Below are 25460 nucleotides of genomic sequence, written 5' to 3'. Positions count from 1 at the left end.
TTCGGAAAACCCGGCCATTGTCGGCCATCGCGCCATGGCGGCGCACGCCTGGCTCAGCCCTGCGCCTGCACCTGTTCCGGATGCGGGATGCGCTCGGCCTGCTCCACCGAGGGCGTGCGCCAGCCCGAACCCACGCCCCAGACGTAGAACGCGATGCCGATCGCCGCCACGGCCACCAGGTCCCAGCCGTAGGTCAGGTAGCCGCGACCGCCGAAGGTGCTGCTGCCCAGCCACGACACCAGCGCCAGCGTCGGCAGGTAGCAGACCAGCCACCAGGCGCCCTTCAGCTGCCGGCCGAAGTCGCGCCAGCCGGATCTGGCCTGGTAGTAGAAGTAGATCGGCAGCGCGACCAGCATCAGCAGGATGATCTGGCCGGTCAGCGGCCAGCGCGCCCAGTACAGCAGTTCAGTGGCCATCACGAAGGCGACGCCGGCCAGCACCGGCAGCGCCTTCACCCGCAGCGGCCGATGCAGGCCGGGTGCGGTGCGGCGCAGCGACATCGCGCTGACCGGGCCGGTCATGTACGAGATCACCGTCGCCACCGAGATCACCGCTGCCAGCGTGCCCCAGCCGCGGAAGAAGAACAGGAACAGGAACGACACCGCCAGGTTCAGCCACATCGCCGGGCGCGGCACGCCCCAGTGCGCGTGCACGCGGCCGAGGATGTCCGGCGCGGTGCCGTTGCGCTGCATGCCGTAGATCATGCGCGCGGTGGTGGCGGTATAGGTCATGCCGGTGCCGCTGGGGCTGACGAAGGCATCGACGTAGAGCAGCATCGCCAGCCAGTGCAGGTTGGCGATCAGCGCCAGCTGCGCGAACGGCGAGCGGAAGTCGATGCCATGCCAGCCGGCCTGTTCCAGCATGTGCGGCGGCACCGCGCCCAGGTAGGCCACCTGCAGCAGCACGTAGATCGCCGTCGCCAGCAGGATCGAGCCGACCACCGCCAGCGGGATGCTGCGCCCCGGGTTGCGGGCCTCGCCGGCCAGGTTCACCGGGCTCTGGAAGCCGTTGAAGCTGAAGACGATGCCGGCGGTGGCGATCGCGGTGAGGATCGCGGAGAAATCGAGCACCGGGCCGTCGGCGCCATGCACGCCCACCGAGAAGTTGCCGGTGTGGAAACCGCTGGCGATCAGCGCCACCGCGGTCAATGCCGGCACCACCAGCTTGAACACGGTGATGGCGCTGTTGGAGTGCGCGAACAGCTTCACGCTCCAGTAGTTGACCAGGAAATACACCACCACCAGCAGGAGATTCCCAGCCCCGGGGCGGTCAGTTCGCCCTGGCCGCCCGGCGCCTGCACGTACAGGTCCTGCGCCCACTGCCATGGCCAGGAAGCCATGTACTGCACCGAGGCCTCGGCCTCGACCGGGATCACCGAGACGATCGCGATCCAGTTGGCCCAGGCGGCGATGAAGCCCACCAGCGAACCATGCGAATAGTGGCTGTAGCGCACCATGCCGCCGGATTCGGGAAACATCGCGCCCAGCTCGGCATAGGTCAGGGCGATGCTGAGGATGATGGCCGCGCCCAGCACCCAGGCCCAGATCGCCCCGGGGCCGGCCAGCCCGGCCGCGCGCCAGGCACCGAACAGCCAGCCCGAACCGATGATCGATCCCAGCCCGGTCAGCATCAGCGCGACGGGGCCGACATCGCGGCGAAGGGCATCGGGAGGATTCATGGCGGCTCCGGCAGGCGGTGTGCCGCGGGCGGCACGGGGGAACGGGGCGACGGCGCGGTGTCCGTCGCCGGGCCAACCTAGGACATGCGGGCGTGAAGACCCCGTGGCGGTGGGCGGCCTCGTCCCCTGTACCGGTCGCGGCATCGCATCCGGCCGCCGCATGGCGCAGGCGGTGCGGCCGCTGCGGGAAGGAGACCTGCGCCCGGTCACAACGGAAACGATTGCATATCCATCTTGATGGAGAGATATAATTCGCCACGACTCCACCCCACGGCCCGCCATGACCGCGCTCAGCTTCGAGTTCTACCCGCCCAAGACCGACGACCAGCGCGCGCAGCTGGACCGTACCGCGAGCAGGCTCAAGGCCTACGCGCCCGAATACGTGTCCTGCACCTTCGGCGCCGGCGGCTCGACGTTGAGCTACACCTCCGAGACGGTGCGCCACCTCAACCAGCACCACGGCCTGCAGGCCGCGCCGCACCTGTCCTGCGTGGGCGGCACCCGCGAGGAGATCCGCGAACTGCTCAAGCTGTACCGCGCTATCGGCGTGCGCCGCATCGTCGCCCTGCGCGGCGACCTGCCCTCGGGCATGGGTTTTCCCGGCGACCTGCGCTATGCCTCGGAACTGATCGCCTTCATCCGCGCCGAGCACGGCGACGCCTTCCGCATCGAGGTCGGCGCCTATCCGGAAACGCACCCGCAGGCCAGCGACGCGCTGGCCGACCTGCGCCATTTCAAGGCCAAGATCGACGCCGGCGCCGACGCGGCCATCACCCAGTACTTCTACAACGCCGACGCCTATTTCCATTTCGTCGACGCCACGCGCAGGCTGGGCGTGGACGTGCCGATCATCCCCGGGGTGATGCCGATCTCCAACTTCAGCCAGCTGCGCCGTTTCTCCGAGCAGTGCGGCGCGGAGATCCCGCGCTGGATCGCCAGGCGCATGCAGGCCTATGGCGACGACACCGAGTCGGTGCGCGCGTTCGGCGCCGACGTGGTCGCGGCGCTGTGCGAACGCCTGATCGCCGGCGGCGCGCCGTCGCTGCACTTCTACACGCTCAACCTGGCCAAGCCGACCAGCGCGGTGCTGCAGCGGATCGGCCGCGGCTGATCCCTGGCACCTGCCGGCGCGCATAGCTTTGCGCGCGATCGGCCTGCCCATCCGGGTCCTTCGCATGGAGGTGCGGGCTGTTGCGGCGGGAACCGCACAAGCGCCGTCACGCAGCACGACGCGCTGCACCGGTTAGGCTTGGCCGATGCGATGCCTGCCGCTCATCTTCCTCTCCACCGCCCTGTGCGCCGGCGCCGCGCAGGCGCAGCAGGTCAACCGCTGCACCGATGCGCAGGGCCGGACGGTATACGGCGACAAGTCCTGCGAGGCGATGGGCGCGCACGCGCGGCTGCTGCCCGAGGCGCGCGCCGCCGGCGCCGGCGGCCTGTACCGCGACACCTGCGCGCGCCGGCTGAGCGAGGTGGTGGCGCAGATCCGTCTGGCGGCTGACGCGCGCGACGCCAACCGCCTGTCCGGCATCTATTCCTGGAACGGGTTGTCCAGCGCCGCTGCGACGCGGGTGATGGACCGGCTGGACGCGATCGTGCAGCGACCGCTGGTGGACATCGCCCCGGTGTTCCCGGACGACCCGGCGCTGGAGCCGGTGGACACCGGCATCGCCGATACTGGCGCTGGCACCGGCCCGATCGTGATCAGCAACGTCCCGGCCATGCGCCCGCGCCCGGTCGCGCTGCGGCTGGAACAGACCCTGGGCCGCAGCGGCACGCCGTCGCGAACGCTGCTGAAACTGCGCCGGCAGTACAACTGTTTCTGGATCAGCCTGTGACCGCTTCCGGCCACAGCGCGCGGATCGCGGCCACGCCCTGCGCGCCGTGGCGGCGCGCGGTGGCGGTGTCCTGCGCGGCCATGCCGCCGATGGCGTAGATCGGCAGCGATACCTGTTCGCGCAGGCGCTCGAACGCGTCCCAGCCCAGCGGCGCCGCGCCGGGATGGCTGGCGGTGGCCTGCACCGGGCCGAGCACGGCGAAGTCGCAGCCCAGCCGCTGCGCGGCCTGCAGCTGCGCCAGATCGTGGCAGGAGGCGCCGACCAGCACGCTGTCGGGCAGCGGGCGCCGTTCCAGCTGCAGCAGCTGCTCGCTGCCCAGGTGCACGCCCACGCCCAGTTCCTGCGCCAGCGCGATGTCGCGGTTGAGCAGCAGTTCGGCCCGGCGGCCGACGCGCTCCACCGCATCGCGCGCCAGCCCCGCACGGTTGCCGGCCTGCGGCGTGCGCAGTTGCACGCGACGGATGCCACTCTCGACCGCGGCGGCCAGTCCGGCCAGCCAGGCCTCGGCGCCTGCCGACGGCTCGGGCGTGACCAGGTAGCGGTCGGCCTGGCGCAGCGCGGCGACCACCGGCAGGTCCGCCGGCGGCATCGAATAGCGGCAGAGCTTGTCGGGCGTCACCCAGGTGATGGCCTGCCCCTCGCGCCCGCGTGCGCTGCCCTTCCAGCGCTGCACCAGCCGCACCTCCAGCCGCAGGCGCTTGTCCGGGTACAGCTGCGGCACCTCCATCACCCAGTCGCCGACCTCGGCCTCGATGCCGAGTTCCTCATGCAGTTCGCGCACCAGCGCCTGTTCGGAGGTCTCGCCCGGCTCGCGCTTGCCGCCGGGGAATTCCCACAGCCCGGCCATGTCGCTGTTGCCGGTCCGGCGGTTGAGCAGGATGCGCCCGCGCGTGTCGGTGATGACGGCGGCCACGACATGGATGGAACGCAACGGAGGAGTCATGCGCCGAGAATGCCGAAAATCCGGGGGACGGCGCAATCGTTTGCGTTCGTGCTTTCCCGACATGGAGATTCATTGAGAAGGCCCGGTGTGGGGCAGCCCCGCATCTACGGCCATGCGGTGAGCCGGAAGACACGCGGTGGGTGCCGACCAACAATCGGTACCCGCCGGGATCGCGTATGGAGAAAAGCCCCAGAGTCAGGGGGCGCGCCACTGCACGAAGCGCGAAGCCGGCTCGAAGGGCGAGCCGCGTACGGCGAGTCAAGGTGCGGGAGGGAGGCCTGCTTGCACGGCACCGCCGCACAGACCAGCCGGACGCCCGGTGCGCGGCGCCGGGCAGGGGAAGAAAAAGAACGGGTGCCGCAGTTTGCGGCGCAAATCGTGGAGCGACAGCGCGCAGCGATGGCGTGCCACGGCCAATGGCCGGCATTGCTGGTATCCACCCGATGAGGAGCCCCCTTGGTAAGGGGGGCGCGCCGAAGGCGCGGGGGATCGGGGATAAAGACCGTGTACCCATGATCCGTGCAACGGATCATGGGTGTGTAGCCCGCTGCGCGGGCTACGCCACGGTCAACTCAACTTTCAGTTGAGTTGACCATGGCAATGCTTGTACTTCTTGCCGCTGCCGCAGGGGCACGGCTCGTTGCGGCCGACCTTGGGCTCGGCGAGCGCGGCCTGCACCTCGGCAGCCTCCTCGTCGGCACCGTAGCCGCCGTTGTCCTGGTGCTGGAACTGCGACATCTGCAGGCGCGCCTCGGCCTGCTGGCGTTCCAGCGCCTCCATCGCCGCCACTTCCTCCTCGCTGCGGATGCGCACGCGCGCAAGCAGCTGGATCACTTCGCGCTTGACGTTCTCCAGCATCTCCGAGAACAGCTCGAAGGCTTCCTTCTTGTATTCCTGCTTGGGCTGCTTCTGCGCGTAGCCGCGCAGGTAGATGCCCTGGCGCAGGTAGTCCATGCGCGCCAGGTGCTCCTTCCAGCTCTGGTCGAGCACGGTCAGCATCACGTGCTTCTCCAGCGCGCGCATGGTCTCCGGGCCGACCGAGGCCTCCTTCTGCGCGAAGTGCTGGTCCAGGTGGTCGGCCACGGCCTGGGCGATGCCCTCCGCGTCCAGTTCCTCGTGCTGCTTGAACAGCCCCACCAGGTCCATCTGCACGCCCAGGTCCGACTCCAGCGTGGCCTGCAGGCCCGGCAGGTCCCACTGGTCGTCCACCGAGTTCGGCGGCACGAAACGGGCGACCACGTCGTAGATCACGTCGCCGCGGATGCCGTCGATGTTGTCCTTGACCGACTCGGCGTCCAGCAGCTCGTCGCGCTGGGCGTAGATCACCTTGCGCTGGTCGTTGTTGACGTCGTCGAAGTCGAGCAGGTTCTTGCGGATGTCGAAGTTGTGCGCCTCGACCTTGCGCTGCGCCTTCTCGATCTGCCGGCTGACCAGGCGGTCCTCGATGACGTCGTCTTCCTTCATGCCCATCAGGCGCATCGCCTTCTGCACCCAGTCCGAGGCGAAGATGCGCATCAGGTTGTCTTCAAGCGACAGGTAGAAGCGCGAGGAACCCGGGTCGCCCTGGCGGCCGGAACGGCCGCGCAGCTGGTTGTCGATGCGGCGCGACTCGTGGCGTTCGGTGCCGACGATATGCAGGCCGCCGGCGGCCTTGACCGCGTCGTGGCGCTCCTGCCAGGCGGCCTTGAGCGCGGCCTTCTGCGCCTCGCTGACGTCCTCGCCCAGTTCGTGCAGCTCGGTTTCCAGCGAACCGCCGAGCACGATGTCGGTACCGCGGCCGGCCATGTTGGTGGCGATGGTCACCGAACCCGGGCGGCCGGCGTTGGCGACGATGGTCGCTTCGCGGTCGTGCTGCTTGGCGTTGAGCACTTCATGCTGCACGCCGGCCTTGCGCAGGTGCTCGGACAGCATCTCCGAGGTCTCGATCGAGGTGGTGCCGACCAGCACCGGCTGGCCGCGCTTGGCGCATTCCTCGATGTCGGCCAGCACCGCGTTGAACTTGCCCTTGCGGTTGAGGAACACCTGGTCCGGGTGGTCCTTGCGGATGGTGGGCTTGTTGGTCGGGATCACCACCACTTCCAGGCCGTAGATGCTCTGGAACTCGTAGGCTTCCGTATCGGCCGTACCGGTCATGCCGGACAGCTTCTTGTACATGCGGAACAGGTTCTGGAAGGTGATGCTGGCCAGCGTCTGGTTCTCGCGCTGCACCGGCACGCCTTCCTTCGCTTCCACCGCCTGGTGCAGGCCGTCGGACCAGCGGCGGCCGGCCAGGGTGCGGCCGGTGAATTCGTCGACGATCACCACCTCGCCGTCGCGCACGATGTAGTCCACGTCGCGCTGGTAGATGGCATGCGCGCGCAGGGCGGCATTGAGGTGGTGGACCACGGTCAGGTTCTGCGCGGCGTACAGGCCGCCGTCGTTGTCGGCGTCGATGATGCCGGCCTGGCGCAGCAGCTCCTCGGCGTGCTCCATGCCCGCTTCGGACAGGTGCACCTGCTTGCCCTTCTCGTCGACCCAGAAATCGCCCTCGCCTTCCTCGGTCTCCTGCTTGACCAGCTGCGGCACCACGCGGTTGACGCGGATGTACAGCTCCGGCGAATCGTCGGCCGGGCCGGAGATGATCAGCGGGGTGCGCGCCTCGTCGATCAGGATCGAGTCCACCTCGTCGACGATGGCGTAGTGCAGGCCGCGCTGGTAGCGGTCGGCCTTGGTCAGCGCCATGTTGTCGCGCAGGTAGTCGAAGCCGAACTCGTTGTTGGTGCCGTAGGTGATGTCGGCGGCGTAGGCCTCGCGCTTGTCGCCGTGCGGCATGCCCGGGTAGACCACGCCCACGCTCAGCCCCAGCCAGTTGTACAGCCTGCCCATCTGCGCGGCGTCGCGGCGCGCCAGGTAGTCGTTGACGGTGACCACGTGCACGCCCTTGCCTTCCAGGGCATTGAGGTACACCGGCAGGGTCGCGACCAGGGTCTTGCCTTCGCCGGTGCGCATCTCGGCGATCTTGCCCAGGTGCAGCACCATGCCGCCGATCAGCTGCACGTCGTAGTGGCGCATGCCCAGCACGCGCTGCGAGGCCTCGCGGCAGACCGCGAAGGCTTCCGGCAGCACCTTGTCCAGCGCCTCGCCGGCGGCGATGCGCTCGCGGAATTCAGGAGTCTTGGCCTTCAGCTGGTCGTCGGAAAGCTTCTGAATTTCCGGCTCCAAGGCATTGATCTTGGCGACGATACGGTTGAGCTGGCGGAGCTGGCGCTCGTTGCGGCTGCCAAAAACGCGGGTAAGCAGGCTGTTGATCATTGAAGGAACCGGTTTGAATGGAATGCCGTGCGCGGCCCCACCCCAAGCGGGACCAGCCGGGCACAAACGAAACAGGGCGCAATGCGCCCTGTCGATGGCAACGCCTATTGTAGCTTGGGGCGGGCGCCTGGCGATTCAAGCGCCCGTCGCGGACCGTCAACCGCGCCCGACGCGGCCGACCGGCGTGTTGCCGCCCTCGCCGAGGAACTTGCGCGGGTTGACCACGCGGCCCTCCTGCCACACCTCGAAATGCACGTGGGCGCCGGTGGAACGGCCGGTGGAGCCGGCCTTGGCCACTTCCTGGCCGACGCGGACCAGGTCGCCCTCGCGCACGCTCAGGCGCGAGTTGTGCGCGTAGCGGGTGACGTAGCCGTTGCCGTGGTCGATGTCCACGACGTTGCCGTAGCCGCCCTTCACCCCGGCGAAGGCGACCACGCCCTCGGCCACCGCCATCACCGGGTCGCCGACGCGGGCGTGGAAGTCCATGCCCTTGTGGGTCGCGGCACCGCGGCCGAACGGGTCGGCGCGGGTGCCGAAGCCGGAGGTCACGTAGCTGTTGCGGATCGGCATGCGCGAGGGCACGGCGTTCTGCTCCAGCTGGTGGTCGAACAGCAGCGACTCGAGCACCGACAGCTGGCGGCCTGAAGCAGCGAAGCGCTGCTCCAGCACCTGTAAGTCGCTGTTGACCGCGCTCAGCGGGATGTCCTCGGCCGGACCGGCGTCGCCGTCACCCATACCCGGCGTCTCGTTGAAGTCGAACTCGCCGTCCTCGAGCTTGCCCATCTGGGTCAGGCGCTCGCCCAGCGCGTTCAGCCGCGTGGCCTGGGCCTGCAGCTCGCCCAGCCGCGCCGCCAGCGCGTTGACCTGGGTCTGCGCGTCGGCCTGCGCCTTGGCCAGCTCCCGCTGCTGGCGCTCGACTTGGGCGCGCAGCGCCGCGTCGCCCGCCGCGCCGGTACCCAGGGTGAGCCCGACGCCCACCAGGCAGCCCAGTCCCATCACGGCGCCTAGCAGGGCCTTGGGCCTATCCTCGAAAAACATCTGCAGGCGCGCCAACGGCGTTTTCGCCTGCTGCCCCCGTGTTTTGATTACGATCTTTTTGAATGCCATCGAAGAATTCTTATGTCTGAGCCGAAATCCAGCGTTCGTTCCCGCACCGCGCCCAGGCAGGCGCTGGAAGCGGTCATGGCGGACAAAGCGGGAAATCCGTTGCGGCGAGCCCTCTGGCTCGACGCGCTGGACCGGCAGTTGCGCCCCCATCTGCCACCTGCACTGGCGAACCGTTGCCGGCTGGCCAATGTGGACGGCGAACACCTCGTTTTTCTCGTCGAGTCGCCGGTCTGGCATGCCAAGGTCAGGCTTGCCGAGGGCCAACTGCTCGACGCGGCCCGATCCATCGGGCTGGCGGCCACCCGGGTGACCGTCAAGACTGCAACCGCGCCTGCACCCTCCCCGGTGCGCAACGACCAGCGCAGCACTCACGCAGTAACGGACGCCACGCATAAAGGCCTGCGCGACGCCCTGGCTTGTCTGGCGGATGTGAAGGGCACCCGTTCCTGAATGCGGAGGGAGTTCCTCCGCCGCGTCCGGGCATCCCGAAGGACTCCCAGCACCAAGCCGGCAGGAATCCTAGCCGCGACTTGCAGTGCAGGAGTTAGTGTTTTGTTAAAAAAAGGTTAAATTCAGGCCGAAGTGGCGCCTGGATTCACATTTTGTCTACGCCTATCCGCGAACCGCCCATTCAGGCGTAGGCGACTGCCCCGTAGGTGATGGGGTCGGCGGCGGCCGGGGAATCGAAGCTGGCCCACTCCCAGGCGCTGGCGTCGGCCAGCAGCGCGCGGACCAGTTTGTTGTTGAGCGCGTGGCCGGATTTGTAGCCTTCGTAGGCGCCGAGCACCGGGCCGCCGACCAGGTACAGGTCGCCGATCGCATCGAGGATCTTGTGCCGCACGAACTCGTCGGCGTAGCGCAGACCGTCGTCGTTGAGCACGCGGAACTCGTCCAGCACGATGGCGTTGTCCATCGAGCCGCCCAGCCCGAGATTGCGCTCGCGCATATACTCCAGGTCGCGCATGAAGCCGAAGGTGCGCGCGCGGGAGATTTCCTTGATGTAGGCAGCGGTGGAGAAATCGATCTCCACGCGCGACTGCTTGGCCGGGATCATCGGGTGGTCGAACTGGATGGTGAAGCCCAGCCGGTAGCCTTCGTGCGGTTCGAAGCGGGCGACCTTGTCGCCGTCGCGCACTTCCACGGTCTTGAGGATGCGCAGGAAACGCTTGGGCGCGGGCTGCTCGGCGATGCCGGCCGACTGCAGCAGGAACACGAACGGACCGGAGGAACCGTCCATGATCGGCAGCTCGGCCGAGGACAGCTCGACGATGGCGTTGTCCACGCCCAGGCCGGCCATGGCCGACATCAGGTGTTCGACGGTCTGGATCTTGGCGCCTTCGCAGGTCAGGCCGGTGCACAGGGTCACCTCGGTGACCAGGTCGGCGCGCGCCGGCACTTCCACCACCGGGTCCAGGTCCACGCGGCGGAACACGATGCCATGGTCGATCGGCGCCGGGCGCAGGGTCATGTAGACCTTGTCGCCGCTGTGCAGGCCGACGCCGGTGGCGCGGATCGTGTTCTTGAGAGTGCGCTGCTGGATCATCGAAATAGGTTCAGGAGGGGCCCGCCCGGAGCGCGGCCATAGCCAAACAAGAATAACACGCATCAACATCCCGCCTTGGCGCGTGGCGCCGGCTCCGCCTCCTCCGGGGAGGCGAAGATGCCGCCGGGCCGATCCTGGCCCGGCAGCAAGGACATGGATGCCGCCACCGGGGAGGACAACCCCGGCGTCTACAACAACTCACGACGTTCCCGCCTGCCGTCCGCCGCCAGCCCCTCGTTCGAGGGCGACCGGCGAAACGGCGGCCGGCCGGTCAGTCGGCCTGGCGGCGCAGGGCGGGCTGCGCGCTTGCGAAGCATCGCTTCGCGCGCAGCGCAGCGCCTGGCCTTGGATGGCCAGGCCGGCCCGTCCGCAGGGGAGACTGTTCCGCCAAGGACGGCATCAGTCGGCCTGACGACGGAGGAACGCCGGGATGTCCAGGTAGTCGCTCGGCAGTTCCGCCGCGGCCGGCGCGGCCGCCGGGGCCGAAGCGGCTACGGTGTCCGAACTCGGGCGGCGCAGGCCCATGCCCAGCGAGCTGCCCACGGCCTTGGCCACGGCATCTGCCGGGCTCTCGTAGTCGCCGCCGAACTCGGCCTGGCCGGTGGTGGCATTGCGCACCAGCTTGATCGGCGCACGCTCGCCCGGGCGCTGCGCATTCTTGGCGGCGGCGCGGTTCAGGCCGGTGGCGACCACGGTCACGCGCACTTCGTCCTGCATGTCCGGATCAAGCACGGTGCCGACCACGACGGTGGCGTCCTCGGAGGCGAAGCCGTCGATGGTGCGGCCGATCTCGTCGAACTCGCTCATGGTGAAGTCCGGGCCGGCGGTGATGTTGACCAGGATGCCGTTGGCGCCGGCCAGGTTGACGTCGTCCAGCAGCGGGTTCTGGATGGCGGCCTCGGCGGCGGCCTGGGCGCGGTCGTCGCCGCGGGCGGTGCCGGTGCCCATCATCGCCAGGCCCATTTCCGACATCACGGTGCGCACGTCGGCGAAGTCGACGTTGATCAGGCCCGGGCGCACGATCAGGTCGGCGATGCCCTGCACCGCGCCCTGCAGCACGTCGTTGGCGGCGCGGAAGGCCTGCACCATGGTGGCGTTGCGGCCGAGCACGGTGATCAGCTTCTCGTTGGGGATGGTGATCAGCGAATCGACGTGCTGGCTCAGTTCCTCGATGCCCTTGAGCGCCACCTGCATGCGGCGGCGGCCCTCGAACGGGAACGGCTTGGTGACCACGGCCACGGTCAGGATGCCCATTTCCTTGGCCAGCTGCGCCACCACCGGCGCAGCGCCGGTACCGGTGCCGCCGCCCATGCCGGCGGTGATGAACACCATGTCCGCGCCCTGCAGGGCGTCCATGATGCGCTCGCGGTCTTCCAGCGCGGCCTGGCGGCCGACTTCCGGGTTGGCGCCGGCGCCCAGGCCCTTGGTGACGTTGGTGCCCAGCTGCAACTGCAGCTTGGCGCCGCAGTTCTTGATGGCCTGCGAGTCGGTGTTGGCGGTGATGAATTCCACGCCGTCCACGCTGGAGTTGACCATGTGCGCCACGGCGTTGCCGCCGCCACCGCCCACGCCCACCACCTTGATCACCGCGTTGGGTGCCATCTTCTCGATCAGTTCGAAATGTGCCATGTCCATGTCCTCGTTATAACCGCTTCCGTTGGCGTGGCCGCGCAGGCGTCCTGCCCTTGCCGTACCGCGCCGCCGTTGCGGCAGTTGTCGTTGGAGTCCTTCGTGGCCACGCCACTCGGGAGATACCGCTCTGCTTCAATCCGCCGGCCGGAACCGGCGCCACCACCCGCCCCGCGTCAGAATTCGCCGCGGAACCAGTTCTTCAATTTGTTGAACAGCGTGCCGGCGCGCCCTGTGGGCAGCGACGGACGCCGCGGATGCTCGATCTGGCTGCCCATCAGCAGCAGGCCGACGCCGGTGGCGTGCACCGGATTGCCCACCACCTCGCCCAGGCCGGTGACGTGCTGCGGGATGCCCACGCGCACCGGCATCTGCAGCATTTCCTCGGCCAGTTCGACCACGCCTTCCATCTTCGAGGCGCCGCCGGTGAGCACCATGCCGGCGCGCACCATCTCCTCGAAGCCGGAGCGGCGCAGTTCGGCCTGCACCATCTCGAAGATTTCCTCGTAGCGGCCCTGCACCGCCTGCGCCAGCGAGGCGCGCGGCATGCGCCGCGGCGGGCGGTCGCCGACCGACGGCACCTGGATGCTTTCCTCGGCGGTGGCCAGCTGCGCCAGCGCGCAGGCGTAGCGCACCTTGATCTGCTCGGCTTCCGGGGTCGGCGTGCGCAGCATGTGCGCGATGTCGTTGGTGACGTGGTCGCCGGCGATCGGCAGCGAGGCGGTGTGGCAGATCGCGCCCTGCACGAACACCGCGATGTCGGTGGTGCCGGCGCCGATGTCCACCATCACCACGCCCAGCTCGCGCTCGTCGGCGGTCAGCACCGCCACCGACGAGGCCAGCGAAGACAGCACCAGGTCGTCGACCTGCAGGCCGCAGCGCTGCACGCACTTGCTGATGTTGGCCGCGGCCGACTGCGCGCACACCACCAGGTGCGCGTGCACCTCCAGGCGCACGCCGGTCATGCCGACCGGGTTGCGGATGCCTTCCTGCGAATCGTCCAGCACGTACTCGCGCGGGATCGCGTGCAGGATCTTCTGGTCGGCCGGGATCGCCACCGCCTTGGCCGCTTCCAGCACGCGGTCCAGGTCGCCCCAGGTCACCTCGCCCTCGCGGATCGGGGTGATGCCCTGTGAGTTGCGGCACTGCACGTGGTTGCCGGAGATCGAGGCGTAGACCGAACGGATCTCGCAGCCGGCCATCAGCTCGGCCTCCTCGATGGCGCGCTGGATCGACTGCACCGTCGATTCGATGTCCACCACCACGCCGCGCTTGAGCCCGCGCGATTCGTGCGAGCCGATGCCGATCACCTCGATCGGGCTGCCCGGCGAGTACTCGCCCACCAGCGCCACCACCTTGGAGGTGCCGATGTCGAGGCCGACGATCAGCGATTTGTCACCCTTGCGATTCATGTCCTGTCCTGCGTCTGCTTTGCTGCCGGCGGCGGGGTTCCCCAGCTCAGCGTGAAACCGTTGGTGTAGCGGAGGTCGGCGCGCACGATCGGCACCTGGGTGCGCGTGAGCTGCGGCAGCACGCGCACGAAGCGGCCCAGCCGCGAGCGCGCGTCGTCGCGGCCGACGACGACCTCGGTACCGTTGTCCAGCGCCAGCGACCAGCTGCCGCGCGCGTCCATCGTCAGCGCGCGCACGTCCATGCCCACCGGGGCGAACAGCGCGCGCGAATCGTTGTAGAGCTCGACCACTTCGGCGGTCTTGCTGTCCGGGCCGTCGAGCTCGGGCAGCGGCGCGTCCTCCAGGCCGTGCGGCGTGGCGAAAAGGCGGCCCTGCTCGGACAGCAGCCGGTCCTTGCCCCAGCGCGCGAACGGGCGGTGCTCGACCACGCTGACTTCCAGCACGTCCGGCCACTGCTTGCGCACCCGCGCGCTTTCCACCCACGGCAGCTGCTCCACCGCGTGCTGCGCGTCCTGCAGCCTCACCGCGAAGTAGCCGGCGCGCGCATACGGCAGCAGCGCCTTGCGCAGATCCTCGCCGGGCACGCGCTTGAACTCGCCGTGCACGCGCAGCTTGGCCAGCGGCCAGCGCTCAGCGCCGACCCAGCCGTTGAGCACGGCCACCACCGGCAGCGCCACCAGGGCGATGGCCAGCAGCCAGGCGAGGATGCGCAGCAGCGCGCTCATGCGCGCCTCCCCTGCGCCCGGCCGGCTCCGCACCACGGCGCCGCGCCACGGCCGGCATCGGCCATGGTCGCGGTGCGCGCCAGCGGAAGCAGGCAGGCCGTCATTCGTCCCGCGCCTCCTGGAAGCCGCCGGTGGCGATCTGCTGGGCGACGTGGCCGATGTCGCCGGCGCCCATCATCAGCAGCAGGTCGCCATCGCGCAGCACGTCCGGCAGCACCGACACCAGGTCGTGGGCGTGGCCGACCACGACCGGTTCGCTGCGGCCGCGCGCACGGATCGCGCGCGCCAGCGACTTCGAATCCGCACCCGGGATCGGCGCCTCGCCGGCTGGGTAGACCTCGCTGAGCACGAGTGCGTCCACTTCCGACAGCACCGCGGCGAACGCGTCGAACTGGTCGCGGGTGCGGCTGTAGCGGTGCGGCTGGAACGCCACCACCAGCCGCTGGCTCGGCCAGCCGCCGCGGGCGGCGGCGAACACCGCGGCCAGTTCGCGCGGATGGTGGCCGTAGTCGTCGATGAGCCGCACCTTCGCGCCCTTGACGGTGGTGACGATGCCCAGATCGTTGAAGCGGCGGCCCACGCCTTCGAACTTCTCCAGCGCGGCGGCGATCGTTTCCGGTGCCACGCCCAGCTGCCAGCCGATGGCGGCGGCGGCCAGCGCGTTGAGCACGTTGTGGCGGCCGGGCAGCGCCAGCGTCACCGGTACGCTGCTGCCCTCGGGCAGGCGCAGGGTGAAGCGCATGCGCGCGCCGTCCTGTTCCACGTCCTCGGCGCGCACGTCGGCGCTGCCGTTCATGCCGTAGGTCATGACGTGGCGCGGGGTCTGCGTGGCCAGCGCGGCCACTTCCGCATCGTCGATGCACAGCACCGCCAGGCCGTAGAACGGCAGGCGCTGCAGGAACTCGGCGAACGCCTCCTGCACGCGGGCGAAGTCGTTGCCGTAGTTCTCCAGGTGGTCGGCGTCGATGTTGGTGATCACCGCCACCAGCGGGTTCAGGCGCAGGAAGCTGCCGTCGCTCTCGTCGGCCTCGGCCACCAGCCACTGCCCGCCGCCGAGCTTGGCGTTGGCGCCGGCGGCCAGCAGCTGCCCGCCGATCACGAAGGTCGGGTCCAGCCCGCCTTCGCTGAGCACCGCGGCGGTCAGCGAGGTGGTGGTGGTCTTGCCGTGCGTGCCGGCCACGGCGATGCCGCGGCGGAAGCGCATCAGCTCGGCCAGCATCGCCGCGCGCGGCATGATCGGGATGCGCTGGCTGCGCGCCTCCATCAGCTCGGGGTTGTCCTCGCGGATCGCGCTGGACACCACCACGCAGTCGGTGCCGAGCACGTTGGCGGCCGAGTGCCCGCGCATCACCCGCGCGCCCAGCCGCGCCAGGCGGCGGGTGGCGGCGTTGTCGGCGTTGTCCGAGCCGGAGACCTCGTAGCCCAGGGTCAGCATCACCTCGGCGATGCCGCTCATGCCGGTACCGCCGATGCCGACGAAATGCACGCGCGGGAAGGCGCGGACCAGGTCGGTGGTGTCGTGGAGGCGACGGATCATGCGCGGTCTCCGCTGGAGCCGGCAACGGGGAAGCCGGGAACGGAAACGGGAGAACGCTGCGCGCCGCCGGCAATCCGGTTCACGCCCTTTTGTGGATGCATCGGTGTGTGTTCCTGCTGGTTGTCCTGTCTGCGGCCGTTCCCGGTTCCCGATTCCCCGTTCCCCGCTTCTTCCAGGATGATGTCGGCGATGCGTTCGGCCGCATCGACCCTGGCCAGCGCACGCGCGGCCTGCGCCATCTGCATGCGTCGGGCCGGAGCGTGGGCGAGCGCGCGCAGCACGCCTTCCAGGTTGGTGGCCAGCGCGTCGTCCTGCCTGAGCAGTTCGGCGGCGCCGCGCTCGACCAAGTAGTCGGCGTTGCGGGTCTGGTGGTCGTCCACCGCCGCGGCGAACGGCACCAGCACGCTGCCGATGCCCACCGCGCACAGTTCGGCCAGGGTGGAGGCGCCGGAGCGACATACCACCAGATCGGCCCAGGCATAGGCCGCGGCCATGTCCTGGATGAAGGCGTCGACGCGGCCTTCGACGCCGGCCTCGCGGTAGGCCTGCCGCGCTTCGTCCTGCAGCTTCTCGCCGCACTGGTGCCAGACCTCGATGGCGACGCCGCCGCCCAGCGCGGCCAGCGCCCGGGGCACGGCGTTGTTGAGCGCGCGTGCGCCCTGGCTGCCGCCCAGCACCAGCAGCCGCATCGGGCCATCGCGGCCGGCCAGGCGCTGTTCCGGCGCCGGCAGCGCGGCGATCTCGGCGCGCACCGGGTTGCCGACCGCCTCTTCGCGGGCGTCGGCGAAGCTGCCCGGGAAACCGGTCAGCAGGCGCCGCGCGAAGTGCGACAGGATGCGGTTGGTCATGCCCGGGGCGCGGTTCTGTTCGTGCACCAGCAGCGGGAAACCGTGCAGGCGCGCGGCCATGCCACCGGGACCGGAGGCGAAGCCGCCGAAGGCCACCACCGCGCGCGGGTTGCGCTCGCGCAGGATGAAGCCGGCCGCGCGGATCGCGCGCAGCACCCGCAGCGGCGCGCCCAGCAACGCCAGCTTGCCCTTGCCGCGCAGTCCGGAGATGGCCAGCGTGTCGATGTGGATGCCGTGCTGCGGCACCAGCCGGGTTTCCATCGCGCCGTCGGCGCCGAGCCAGGTCACCGGGATGCCACGCGCGCGCAGCACCCTGGCCACCGCCAGCCCCGGGAAGATGTGGCCGCCGGTGCCGCCGGCCATGATCAGCACCGGGCGCGCGTCGCCGTCCGGCCTGGCGGCGCTTTCCTGTTGCGTCCCAGCGTGGGGATGTACCGGCTTCTGCGAGGGAGTCGCCATCATGCGATCCTCCCGAAGGTGGGCTCGACCCGCTGCTGCATGCGGCTGGTGCCGCGCGCGGCGCCGGTCCGCATGGCCGCGGCGATCGCGGTGGCGGTGGCCGGCTCGACCGGCTGCGCCGCATCGACGGCCGGCGCATCGGCCACGTCGGCGTCCTCGCGCACTTCCTGGCGGCGCACCGCGCGGTTGTATTCCCACGACACGCGCAGCAGCACGCCGATCGCCACGCAGGTCATCATCACGCTGGAGCCGCCCGAGGAAATCAGCGGCAGGGTCAGCCCCTTGGTCGGCAGCATGCCCAGGTTCACGCCGATCGAGACGAAGGTCTGCAGGCCGATCCACAGGCCGACGCCGAAGGCGATGTAGCCGGAGAAATGGCGGCGCATCTCGATGCAGCGCATGCCCAGCCAGAACGCGCGCCCGACCAGCAGCGCATACAGCGCGATGATGGTGCACACGCCGGCGAAACCCAGCTCCTCGGCGATCACCGAGAAGATGAAGTCGGTATGCGACTCGGGCAGGTAGTTGAGCTTCTGGATCGATGCGCCCAGGCCCACGCCGGTCCATTCGCCGCGGCCGATCGCCATCAGCGCGTTGGACAGCTGGTAGCCCGAGCCCAGCTGGTCTTCCCACGGGTCCATGAACGAGGTGACGCGGCGCATGCGGTACGGCTCGAAGATCACCAGCAGCACCAGCGCCGGCAGCATCAGCAGCACCGGCAGGATGATGCGCTTGAGCTGCGCGCCGCCCAGCACCAGCATGCAGGTGGTGATGCCCAGCAGCAGCATCGACGAACCGAAGTCCGGCTGCAGCAGCAACAGGACGACCAGTACGCCGACCACGCCCACCGGCTTGAGCATCGCCTGCCAGGTGGCGTTGACCTCGTCGCGGAAGCGCACCAGGTAGCTGGACAGCCAGACGATGTACAGCACCTTCACCGCTTCGACCGTCTGGAACTTGGCCACGCCCAGGTTGATCCAGCGGCGCGCGCCGTTGACGGTGCTGCCCAGGCCGGGCACGAACACCACCACCAGCAGCGCGAAGCAGCCCAGCAGCAGCAGGTGGTTGTACTTCTCGACCTCGCGCAGTTCCACGCGCATGGCCACCGCCGCCAGCGCCAGGCCGATGCCGATGAACACCAGGTGGCGGGTCAGGTAGTAGAACGGGCTCTGGGTCAGCGCGATGGAGCTGGACGCCACCATCACGATGCCCAGCGACGCCAGCGCCACGGCCGCGCCCAGCAGCCACTTGTCGTAGTGGCCGCCGATCGCTTCGAGCCGGGTTGCCTGGCGCGCGGTCTCGTCCATCAGCGCACCTTCAGCGTCGCCAGGCCGATCAGCACCAGCACCACCGAGATGATCCAGAAACGCACGATCACCCGCGGCTCGGGCCAGCCCTTGAGTTCGAAGTGGTGGTGGATCGGCGCCATGCGGAACACGCGCTTGCCGGTCAGCTTGAAGCTGGCCACCTGGATCATCACCGACAGCGTCTCGATCACGAACACGCCGCCCATCACCACCAGCACCAGTTCCTGGCGCACGATCACCGCGATGGTGCCCAGCACCGCGCCCAACGCCAGCGCGCCGACGTCGCCCATGAACACCATCGCCGGGTAGGTGTTGAACCACAGAAAGCCCAGGCCGGCGCCGGCGATCGCCGCGCAGATGATGACCAGTTCGCCCGCGCCGGGAATCTGCGGGATCTGCAGGTAGCTGGAGAACACCGCGTTGCCCGAGGCGTAGGCGAACACGCCCAGCGCGCAGGCGACCAGCACGGTCGGCATGATCGCCAGGCCGTCCAGGCCGTCGGTCAGGTTGACCGCGTTGGAGAAGCCGACGATCCAGAAGTAGGCGATGGCCACGAAGCTGATCCCGGCCAGCGGCAGCGCGATGGCCTTGAACATCGGGATGTACAGGGTCAGCGCCGCCGGCACGTCGGCGGTATAGAACAGGAACAGGCCGGCGCCGAGGCCGAAGATCGACTGCAGCAGGTACTTCCAGCGCGACTTCAGGCCGTTGGGGTCGCGTTTTGCGATCTTGATCCAGTCGTCGTACCAGCCGATGGCGCCGAAGCACAGCATCACCGCCATCACCAGCCACACATAGCGGTTGCGCAGGTCGCCCCACAGCAGCACCGCCATCAGCACCGACAGCAGGATCAGGCCGCCGCCCATGGTCGGGGTGCCGGCCTTGGAGAAGTGCGACTGCGGGCCGTCCTTGCGGATCGGCTGGCCGCCCTTGAGCTGGGCCAGGCGGCGGATCGCGGCCGGCCCCAGCCACAGCGACAGGCCCAGCGCGGTCAGCGCCGCGAGGATGCCGCGGAAGGTGAGGTAGTTGAACAGCCGGAACAGGTCGTCCAGCTGCTGCAACCAACGGGCCAGTTCAAGCAACATGCGGTGTGTCCTCGCCGCGCTTGAGCAGCGCGGTCACGATCTTGTCCATGGCGCTGCCGCGCGAGCCCTTGACCAGGACGCGCGGGGAACGGGGAACGGGGATTGGGGATTGGCCGTTCTCGGGCGACGGCGCGGCCGCGCCCACGGCGGAGAGATCGGCCATCAACGCCGCGGCCAGGGCGGCATGCGATTCGAAGTGCCGCGCGCCTTCGCCGAAGGCCTGTGCCGCGGCCTGGCTCAGCGGCCCCAGCGTGTAAAGGCGCTTCAGGCCGGCCTCGCGCGCACGCACGCCGGCCTGCGCATGCAGCGCCTGCGCGTCGGGACCGAGCTCGCGCATGTCGCCCAGCACCAGCCAGCCTTCCTCCTTGCCCGCGGCCAGCGCGGCGATCGCCGCGGCCAGCGAACCCGGATTGGCGTTGTAGCTGTCGTCGACCAGCACCGCACCGCTGGGCAGCACGTGCGCGACCTGGCGGCCGGCGACCGGGCGCGCCTGCGCCAGGCCCTCGGCGACCCGCGGCAATGCGATACCGGCGGCCAGCGCCAGCGATGCGGCGGCCAGCGCGTTGAGCACGTTGTGGCGGCCGGGCAGCTGCAGCGCCACCTCGGCCTCGCCCTGCGGCGTACCCAGTTGGAAGCGCGAGCCGGCTTCGGCCAGCGCGATGCCGGTGGCGGTGACCTCGGCGCTGGCTTCCAGGCCGAAGCGGATCACGCGGTGGGAACCGGCGCGCGCGGCGAAGTACGGCGCGAACGCGTCGTCGGCGTTGACCACCGCCACGCCGCCTTCGCGCAGGTCGTCGTAGACCGCCGCCTTGGTGTTGGCGATCTCCAGCAGGCTGCCCATGCGCTCCAGGTGCGCCGGCGCGACGTTGTTGACCAGCGCCACGTCCGGCGCGGCGATGGCGGTCAGGTAGGCGATGTCGCCCGGCTTGCCGGTGCCCATTTCGTAGATGGCGAAGTCGGCGTCTTCCGGCGCGTCGATCACCGCCAGCGGCATGCCGATCTCGTTGTTGCGGTTGCCCGGCGTGGCGTAGACCTGGCGACCCTCGACCACCGCCACGTGCTGCAGGATCGCCAGCAGCAGCGTCTTGACGCTGGTCTTGCCGTTGCTGCCGGTGATGGCGAACACGCGCGTGGCGCGGCCCTGCTGCATGGCGGTGGCGATCCTGGCCAGCGCCCGTTCGGCGTCGGCGACCACCACCTGCGGCACGTCCAGCGGCAGCAGTCGCTCCACCAGCAGCGCGCTGGCGCCGTTCTCCACCGCGCCGGCGGCGAAGTCGTGGCCGTCGAAGCGCTCGCCGCGCAGGGCCACGTACAGGCTGCCGGGCGCCAGCGTGCGGGTATCGTTGCCGATGGCGTCGATGGCCACGTCGTCGCCGTGGATCTGGCCACCGGCCCAGTGCGCGATCAGCGACAGCGGAGTGCGCTTCATGCGGTCACCTTTCCATTCGCCGCGCGTGCCTGCAGCGCGCGCGAGGCCACGTCGGTGTCGTCGAAGGGGTGCCTGATGCCTGCGATCTCCTGGTAAGGCTCGTGGCCCTTGCCGGCGACCAGCACGATGTCGCCGGGGCCGGCCTGCGCGACGGCCGCGCCGATGGCGCGCGCGCGGTCGCGCTGCACGTTCACCCGCGACGGCTCGGCGAAGCCGGCCATGATGTCGGCGACGATCGTGTCGCCATCCTCACCGCGCGGGTTGTCGTCGGTGACGAACACCACGTCGGCATGTTTCTCGGCGATGGCGGCCATCTGCGGGCGCTTGCCGGTGTCGCGTTCGCCGCCGCAGCCGAACACGCACAGCAGGCGCCCGTCGAGATGGCCGTGCAGGCTGCGCAGCGCCTGCTCCAGCGCGTCGGGGGTGTGCGCGTAATCGATCACCACGGTCGGCTCGCCCTGGCCGCCGAGGCGGTTCATGCGGCCGCGGATCGGCTGCAGTCGGCCCAGCGCCTCGGCGATGGCCGGCGCCGGCTGGCCCAGCGCATGCAGTGCGCCGGCCACGGCCAGCAGGTTGTCGACGTTGAAGCGGCCCAGCAGCGGCGAGCGCAGCGGGTGGCGTTCGTCGCCGATCACCAGGTCGAAGCCGATGCCCTGCCCGTCCAGTACCAGCGCATCGGCACGCACCGCGGCGCCGGCCTGTCCGGTCGAGCTCAGGCCGATCGCCTGCACGTCCGCGGCCAGGGTGCCGATCAGTTCGCGGCCGAACGCGTCGTCCAGGTTGACCACCGCCGCCTTCAGGCCGTCGCGGTGGAACAGGCGCGCCTTGGCCGCGCCGTAGCTGGCCATGTCGCCGTGGTAGTCCAGATGGTCGCGGGTGAGATTGGTGAACACCGCCACGTCGTAGTGCACGGCATCCACGCGGCCCTGGTCCAGCGCATGCGAGCTGACTTCCATCGCCACCGCCTGCGCGCCCGCATCGCGCAGCTGCGCCAGCACTTCATGCATCTGCAGCACCAGCGGCGTGGTGAAGCCGGTCGGCACCACGTCGCCGTACAGACCGACGCCCAGCGTGCCGATGCTGCCGCTGCGGATGCCTAGCAGGTGCCAGGCCTGGGCCAGCAGCTGCACGGTCGAGGTCTTGCCGTTGGTGCCGGTCACGCCGACCATCGTCATCGCGCGCGAGGGGTGGCCGTGGAAGCGGTCGGCCATCGCACCCATGCGCTGGCGCAGGCCGGGCACGGCGATGGCATCGGCCGGCGCCGGCAGCTGCGCCGGGGCCGGCGGCTCGAACAGGATGGCGCTGGCGCCGGCTGCCCTTGCCTGTTCGACGAAGCCCAGCCCGTGCGCGCCGAAACCGGCGATGGCGACGAAGGCATCGCCCGGGCGCACCTGGCGTGAATCCAGCACCAGCCCGGCGATCTGCGGATCGTGCGCAAGCGCCACGTCCGGCAGCAGCTGCGACAGTTGCATCGTGCGGCTCACTGGCGCACCTCCGGCGCGGCCGGCTGCGGCGCGATGGCGGTCGGCATGGCGGCGTCGAATTCGGCGTCGATGTTGGGCTCGGCCGGGTCCTGCGGCACCGGCAGCACCGCGGGGTTGTTGACCGGGTTGCCGCCGACCTTGCCGGCCGCCTGCGCTGCCAGCCACGACTGGATGTCGTCCGGCGGCACGTCCATCAGCCGCAGGGTGCCTTCCATCACGTGGTGGAACACCGGCGCGGACACCAGGCCGCCGTACTGCAGCGCGCCGCGCGGATCGTTGACCACGATCACCGCGGCGAAACGCGGGTTGGTGGCCGGCACCACGCCGGCGAACAGCAGGTTGTAGTGGCCGCGCTCGTAGCCGCTGGGACCGTTCTTGCGCGCGGTGCCGGTCTTGCCGGCGACGTGGTAGCCCAGGATCGCCGCCTGCTTGGCGCCGCCCTGGGTCACCACCGTCTCCATCATGCGCACCACTTCCCGCGCGACCGCCGGGTCGATGACCTGGCGCGCCTCGTTGTGCTGGCCCTTGACGAAGGTCGGCTGGATCACGCGCCCGCCGTTGGCCAGCGCCGAGTACGCCTGCGCGATCTGCAGCGGCGTCACCGACAGGCCGTAGCCGTAGGACATGGTGGTCTTGGTGGTGCCGTACCAGCCCGGGCTGCCCGGCGACGGCACCACGCCCACCGATTCGCCCGGGAAGCCGCTGTGCGGGGCGACGCCATAGCCGAAGGCGCGCACCGAGTTGTAGAAGGTCTGGTCCGGCAGGCGCGCCACGATCTTGGCCGCGCCGATGTTGGAGCTGCGGGTGATCACGCCGGTGACGTCGAGCACGCCGTTGTTCCGCGGCACGTCGCGGATGGTGTAGCGGCCCAGCGTCAGGTAGCCGGGATTGGTGTCGATGACGGTATCCGGGGTGACCACGTGGTTCTGCAGCGCGGTGGCGATGGTCAACGGCTTCATCGTCGAGCCCGGCTCGACCAGGTCGGTCACGGCGCGGTTGCGGCGCGTGTCCGGGGTGGCGCCGCTGATCGCGTTCGGGTTGTAGGTCGGCAGGTTGGCCATGGCCAGGATCTCGCCGGTGGCTACGTCCATGATCACCACCGAACCGCCGGCGGCCTTGTTCTCGACCACCGCGTTGCGCAGCTCGCGCATGGCCAGGAACTGGATGCGACGGTCGACGCTCAGGGTCAGGTCCTTGCCCGGTTCGGCCGGACGCACCAGGTCGATGCTCTCCACGATCGCGCCCTTGCGGTCGCGGATCACCTTCTTGGCGCCGGGCTTGCCGCGCAGCCATTCGTCGAAGGCCAGCTCCAGGCCTTCCTGGCCGTGGTCATCGATGTTGGTGAAGCCCAGCACGTGCGCCATCGCCTCGCCCTGCGGGTAATAGCGACGGAACTCGCGCTGCGCGAACACGCCGGGAATCTTCAGTCCGACGATCTGCTCGGCCACGTCCGGGTTCATGCGCCGGCGCAGGTACATGAACTCCTTGTCGGCCTTCTGCGTCAGCTTGGCGGTCAGCTCGTCCACCGGCAGCGACAGCGCCTGCGCCAGTTCGGGAATGCGCCCGGGCGCGCGCAGCAGTTCCTGCGGGTTGACCCAGATCGAGGCCACCGGCGTGGACACGGCCACCGGTTCGCCGTTGCGGTCGGTGATCATGCCGCGGGAGGTGGCGATGGGCACTTCGCGCAGGTAGCGCGCCTCGCCCTGGCGCTGGTAGAAATCGCTGTTGACCAGCTGCACGTAGGCGGCGCGGCCGACCAGGGTCACCGCGCACAGGCCCAGGCCCGCGCCGACCATCAGCATGCGGTTGCGCAGGTTGAACTGGCTGCGGTTGCGGTTGCGGCGGGGCGCATTCATGGCCGCACCACCACGATGTCGCCGGCTTCCGGGAACTTCATGCCCAGGCGGCCGCGCGCTTCCTGGTCCACGCGCGTGGCCTGGGCCAGCGTGGCCTGTTCCAGCTGCAGCCGGCCGAATTCGATGTTCAGTTCGTCGCGCGCGTGCTCCAGCCGCGACAGCTCGACGAACAGCTGGCGATGGCGGTGGCGCATGAACACCACGCCGATCGCCGAAGCGATCGTGCAGGCCAGCAGCACCACCAGCAGCAGGCGGCTCATGGGGTGCCCCTCGTGGAGGCGGAGAATGACGGATCGCGGGATAGCTTCACTCCCGCCTCCCCGTTCCCGCTTCCCCGCTTCTCGGCCACCCGCAGCACCGCGCTGCGCGAACGCGGATTGACCGCCAGTTCGTCGTCCTCGGCCTTGATGGCGCCGCCGACCAGGTCCAGCGTCGGCACGAAGGCCTGCACTTCCGGCAGCCGGCGGTTGCTCGGCGGCGCCTTGGCATGGCGGTTCATGAACTGCTTGACGATGCGGTCTTCCAGCGAGTGGAAGCTGATGACCGCCAGCCGGCCACCGGGCTTCAGACGCGCCATCGCCGCGTCCAGCCCGGCCTCGAGGTCGGCCAGTTCGCGGTTGATGTGGATGCGGATGGCCTGGAAGCTGCGCGTGGCCGGGTGGATCTTGTCTTTCCCGCGCGGCATCACCGAGGCGATCAGCTCGGCCAGTTCGGCGGTGCGGGAAAACGGCTGGTTCGCACGACGTGCCACGATGGCGCGGGCGATGCGGCGGCTCTGGCGCTCCTCGCCGTAGGTCCACAGTACGTCGGCGATCTCGCGCTCCTCGGCGCGGTTGAGCCACTGCGCCGCGCTTTCGCCCGAATCCGGGTCCATGCGCATGTCCAGCGGACCGTCCTTGCCGAAGCTGAAACCGCGCTCGGCCACGTCCAGCTGCGGCGAGGACACGCCCAGGTCGAACAGCACGCCGTCCAGGCCGGCGGCGGTTTCGCGCCAGTCCAGCAGGTCGGCGAAGCTGCCGCGGTAGATGGACACGCGGCCATCGGGCGCGAAGTCGCGCTGCGCCACGGCGATGGCTTCCGGGTCCTTGTCCATCACCAGCAGGCGGCCGTCCGCGCCGAGCTGGCGCAGCACGCCGCCGGCGTGGCCGCCGCGGCCGAACGTGCCGTCCAGATACGTTCCGTTTTCGATCACCCTCAGGCCGTCAAGGACCTGGGCGTACAGCACCGGCAGGTGAGCCGCCGGCGGCTGCGACACCGGAGGGTGACCGGCCTGCGCTTGACCGCGCACC

The 25460-nt window shown here is 69.9% G+C and carries 19 protein-coding genes and 1 pseudogene; 3 read left to right on the top strand and 17 right to left on the bottom strand.

The features are described 5' to 3' along the window. Positions 1 to 53: 53 nt before the first annotated feature. Positions 54 to 1678 (bottom strand): annotated as a pseudogene (locus CQ393_RS12895) (APC family permease). A gap of 280 nt (positions 1679 to 1958) precedes the next feature. Between CQ393_RS12895 and metF the strand changes: the two are divergent. Together metF and CQ393_RS12885 are read left to right on the top strand one after the other, a co-directional pair. Beyond that, on the top strand, positions 1959 to 2789 hold the full coding sequence (metF, locus tag CQ393_RS12890) for a methylenetetrahydrofolate reductase [NAD(P)H] (protein ID WP_153191955.1): 831 nt from the start codon (positions 1959 to 1961) through the stop codon (positions 2787 to 2789). 145 nt (positions 2790 to 2934) lie between these two features. Further along, positions 2935 to 3516, top strand: a complete 582-nt coding sequence (locus tag CQ393_RS12885; protein ID WP_153191954.1) for a DUF4124 domain-containing protein — start codon at positions 2935 to 2937, stop codon at positions 3514 to 3516. Here the strand turns inward: CQ393_RS12885 and CQ393_RS12880 are convergent. The 3 genes from CQ393_RS12880 to CQ393_RS12870 form a co-directional block, all read right to left on the bottom strand. After that, the gene (locus CQ393_RS12880; RefSeq protein WP_153191953.1) at positions 3506 to 4459 is read right to left on the bottom strand and encodes a Nudix family hydrolase; all 954 of its coding nucleotides are present in this window, start codon (positions 4457 to 4459) and stop codon (positions 3506 to 3508) included. The two genes, CQ393_RS12885 and CQ393_RS12880, sit on opposite strands and share 11 nt — an antisense overlap. 579 nt (positions 4460 to 5038) lie before the next feature. Beyond that, a complete protein-coding gene (gene secA / locus CQ393_RS12875; protein ID WP_153191952.1) occupies positions 5039 to 7750 on the bottom strand; it encodes a preprotein translocase subunit SecA in 2712 nt (903 codons plus the stop codon). Positions 7751 to 7906: 156 nt separating this feature from the next. Beyond that, complete coding sequence (locus CQ393_RS12870) at positions 7907 to 8857, bottom strand: M23 family metallopeptidase (protein WP_153191951.1); 951 nt, start codon at positions 8855 to 8857, stop codon at positions 7907 to 7909. A gap of 12 nt (positions 8858 to 8869) precedes the next feature. Between CQ393_RS12870 and CQ393_RS12865 the strand changes: the two genes are divergently transcribed. Then, the gene (locus CQ393_RS12865; RefSeq protein WP_153191950.1) at positions 8870 to 9307 is read left to right on the top strand and encodes a DciA family protein; all 438 of its coding nucleotides are present in this window, start codon (positions 8870 to 8872) and stop codon (positions 9305 to 9307) included. 181 nt (positions 9308 to 9488) lie between these two features. Here the strand turns inward: CQ393_RS12865 and lpxC are convergent, their stop codons facing one another. The 13 genes from lpxC to rsmH form a co-directional block, all read right to left on the bottom strand. Beyond that, the gene (lpxC, locus tag CQ393_RS12860; RefSeq protein WP_153191949.1) at positions 9489 to 10400 is read right to left on the bottom strand and encodes a UDP-3-O-acyl-N-acetylglucosamine deacetylase; all 912 of its coding nucleotides are present in this window, start codon (positions 10398 to 10400) and stop codon (positions 9489 to 9491) included. Positions 10401 to 10799: 399 nt separating this feature from the next. Beyond that, positions 10800 to 12029 carry a cell division protein FtsZ gene (gene ftsZ, locus CQ393_RS12855; RefSeq protein ID WP_153191948.1) on the bottom strand — a complete coding sequence of 410 codons (1230 nt, stop codon included), beginning with the start codon at positions 12027 to 12029 and terminating at the stop codon, positions 10800 to 10802. Between the two features lie 176 nt (positions 12030 to 12205). Then, positions 12206 to 13441, bottom strand: a complete 1236-nt coding sequence (gene ftsA / locus CQ393_RS12850; protein WP_054667596.1) for a cell division protein FtsA — start codon at positions 13439 to 13441, stop codon at positions 12206 to 12208. Then, positions 13438 to 14166, bottom strand: coding sequence for a cell division protein FtsQ/DivIB (locus CQ393_RS12845; protein WP_153191947.1), 729 nt, complete (start codon positions 14164 to 14166; stop codon positions 13438 to 13440). Before CQ393_RS12845 ends, ftsA begins: the two co-directional genes overlap by 4 nt. A 100-nt stretch (positions 14167 to 14266) precedes the next feature. Beyond that, positions 14267 to 15703: a UDP-N-acetylmuramate--L-alanine ligase gene (gene murC / locus CQ393_RS12840; protein ID WP_153191946.1), complete on the bottom strand. Its 1437-nt coding sequence runs from the start codon at positions 15701 to 15703 to the stop codon at positions 14267 to 14269. Further along, the gene (gene murG / locus CQ393_RS12835) at positions 15700 to 16920 is read right to left on the bottom strand and encodes an undecaprenyldiphospho-muramoylpentapeptide beta-N-acetylglucosaminyltransferase (protein WP_228114524.1); all 1221 of its coding nucleotides are present in this window, start codon (positions 16918 to 16920) and stop codon (positions 15700 to 15702) included. Before murG ends, murC begins: the two co-directional genes overlap by 4 nt. A gap of 89 nt (positions 16921 to 17009) precedes the next feature. Next, entirely contained in the window at positions 17010 to 18317 is a 1308-nt protein-coding gene (gene ftsW / locus CQ393_RS12830) for a putative lipid II flippase FtsW (protein ID WP_153191945.1), read from the bottom strand. Beyond that, the gene (gene mraY, locus CQ393_RS12825) at positions 18317 to 19402 is read right to left on the bottom strand and encodes a phospho-N-acetylmuramoyl-pentapeptide-transferase (RefSeq protein ID WP_057640648.1); all 1086 of its coding nucleotides are present in this window, start codon (positions 19400 to 19402) and stop codon (positions 18317 to 18319) included. Before mraY ends, ftsW begins: the two co-directional genes overlap by 1 nt. Continuing rightward, complete coding sequence (murF, locus tag CQ393_RS12820; RefSeq protein WP_153191944.1) at positions 19392 to 20831, bottom strand: UDP-N-acetylmuramoyl-tripeptide--D-alanyl-D-alanine ligase; 1440 nt, start codon at positions 20829 to 20831, stop codon at positions 19392 to 19394. The genes mraY and murF overlap by 11 nt, the downstream gene beginning before the upstream one ends. Further along, positions 20828 to 22315 carry a UDP-N-acetylmuramoyl-L-alanyl-D-glutamate--2,6-diaminopimelate ligase gene (locus tag CQ393_RS12815; protein WP_343199960.1) on the bottom strand — a complete coding sequence of 496 codons (1488 nt, stop codon included), beginning with the start codon at positions 22313 to 22315 and terminating at the stop codon, positions 20828 to 20830. Before CQ393_RS12815 ends, murF begins: the two co-directional genes overlap by 4 nt. Then, complete coding sequence (locus CQ393_RS12810; RefSeq protein ID WP_153191943.1) at positions 22312 to 24171, bottom strand: penicillin-binding protein 2; 1860 nt, start codon at positions 24169 to 24171, stop codon at positions 22312 to 22314. The genes CQ393_RS12815 and CQ393_RS12810 overlap by 4 nt, the downstream gene beginning before the upstream one ends. Next, on the bottom strand, positions 24168 to 24431 hold the full coding sequence (ftsL, locus tag CQ393_RS12805) for a cell division protein FtsL (RefSeq protein WP_054667605.1): 264 nt from the start codon (positions 24429 to 24431) through the stop codon (positions 24168 to 24170). The genes CQ393_RS12810 and ftsL overlap by 4 nt, the downstream gene beginning before the upstream one ends. Next, the gene (gene rsmH / locus CQ393_RS12800) at positions 24428 to 25459 is read right to left on the bottom strand and encodes a 16S rRNA (cytosine(1402)-N(4))-methyltransferase RsmH (RefSeq protein WP_343199963.1); all 1032 of its coding nucleotides are present in this window, start codon (positions 25457 to 25459) and stop codon (positions 24428 to 24430) included. The genes ftsL and rsmH overlap by 4 nt, the downstream gene beginning before the upstream one ends. Position 25460 lies beyond the last annotated feature (1 nt).

The sequence above is a fragment of the Stenotrophomonas sp. MYb238 genome, assembly GCF_009496535.1.
Taxonomy (GTDB): Bacteria; Pseudomonadota; Gammaproteobacteria; order Xanthomonadales; family Xanthomonadaceae; genus Stenotrophomonas.
This window is presented reverse-complemented; position numbering and strand designations above follow the sequence as displayed.

Coding starts and splice junctions, on each gene's coding strand:
- CQ393_RS12845 (WP_153191947.1), bottom strand. CDS start 14,166: ATGAGCGCGCTGCTGCGCATCCTCGCCTGGCTGCTGGCCATCGCCCTG.
- secA (WP_153191952.1), bottom strand. CDS start 7,750: ATGATCAACAGCCTGCTTACCCGCGTTTTTGGCAGCCGCAACGAGCGC.
- CQ393_RS12810 (WP_153191943.1), bottom strand. CDS start 24,171: ATGAATGCGCCCCGCCGCAACCGCAACCGCAGCCAGTTCAACCTGCGC.
- mraY (WP_057640648.1), bottom strand. CDS start 19,402: ATGTTGCTTGAACTGGCCCGTTGGTTGCAGCAGCTGGACGACCTGTTC.
- murC (WP_153191946.1), bottom strand. CDS start 15,703: ATGATCCGTCGCCTCCACGACACCACCGACCTGGTCCGCGCCTTCCCG.
- murF (WP_153191944.1), bottom strand. CDS start 20,831: ATGAAGCGCACTCCGCTGTCGCTGATCGCGCACTGGGCCGGTGGCCAG.
- metF (WP_153191955.1), top strand. CDS start 1,959: ATGACCGCGCTCAGCTTCGAGTTCTACCCGCCCAAGACCGACGACCAG.
- ftsW (WP_153191945.1), bottom strand. CDS start 18,317: ATGGACGAGACCGCGCGCCAGGCAACCCGGCTCGAAGCGATCGGCGGC.
- ftsA (WP_054667596.1), bottom strand. CDS start 13,441: ATGAATCGCAAGGGTGACAAATCGCTGATCGTCGGCCTCGACATCGGC.
- CQ393_RS12865 (WP_153191950.1), top strand. CDS start 8,870: ATGTCTGAGCCGAAATCCAGCGTTCGTTCCCGCACCGCGCCCAGGCAG.
- ftsZ (WP_153191948.1), bottom strand. CDS start 12,029: ATGGCACATTTCGAACTGATCGAGAAGATGGCACCCAACGCGGTGATC.
- lpxC (WP_153191949.1), bottom strand. CDS start 10,400: ATGATCCAGCAGCGCACTCTCAAGAACACGATCCGCGCCACCGGCGTC.
- CQ393_RS12870 (WP_153191951.1), bottom strand. CDS start 8,857: ATGGCATTCAAAAAGATCGTAATCAAAACACGGGGGCAGCAGGCGAAA.
- ftsL (WP_054667605.1), bottom strand. CDS start 24,431: ATGAGCCGCCTGCTGCTGGTGGTGCTGCTGGCCTGCACGATCGCTTCG.
- CQ393_RS12885 (WP_153191954.1), top strand. CDS start 2,935: ATGCGATGCCTGCCGCTCATCTTCCTCTCCACCGCCCTGTGCGCCGGC.
- CQ393_RS12880 (WP_153191953.1), bottom strand. CDS start 4,459: ATGACTCCTCCGTTGCGTTCCATCCATGTCGTGGCCGCCGTCATCACC.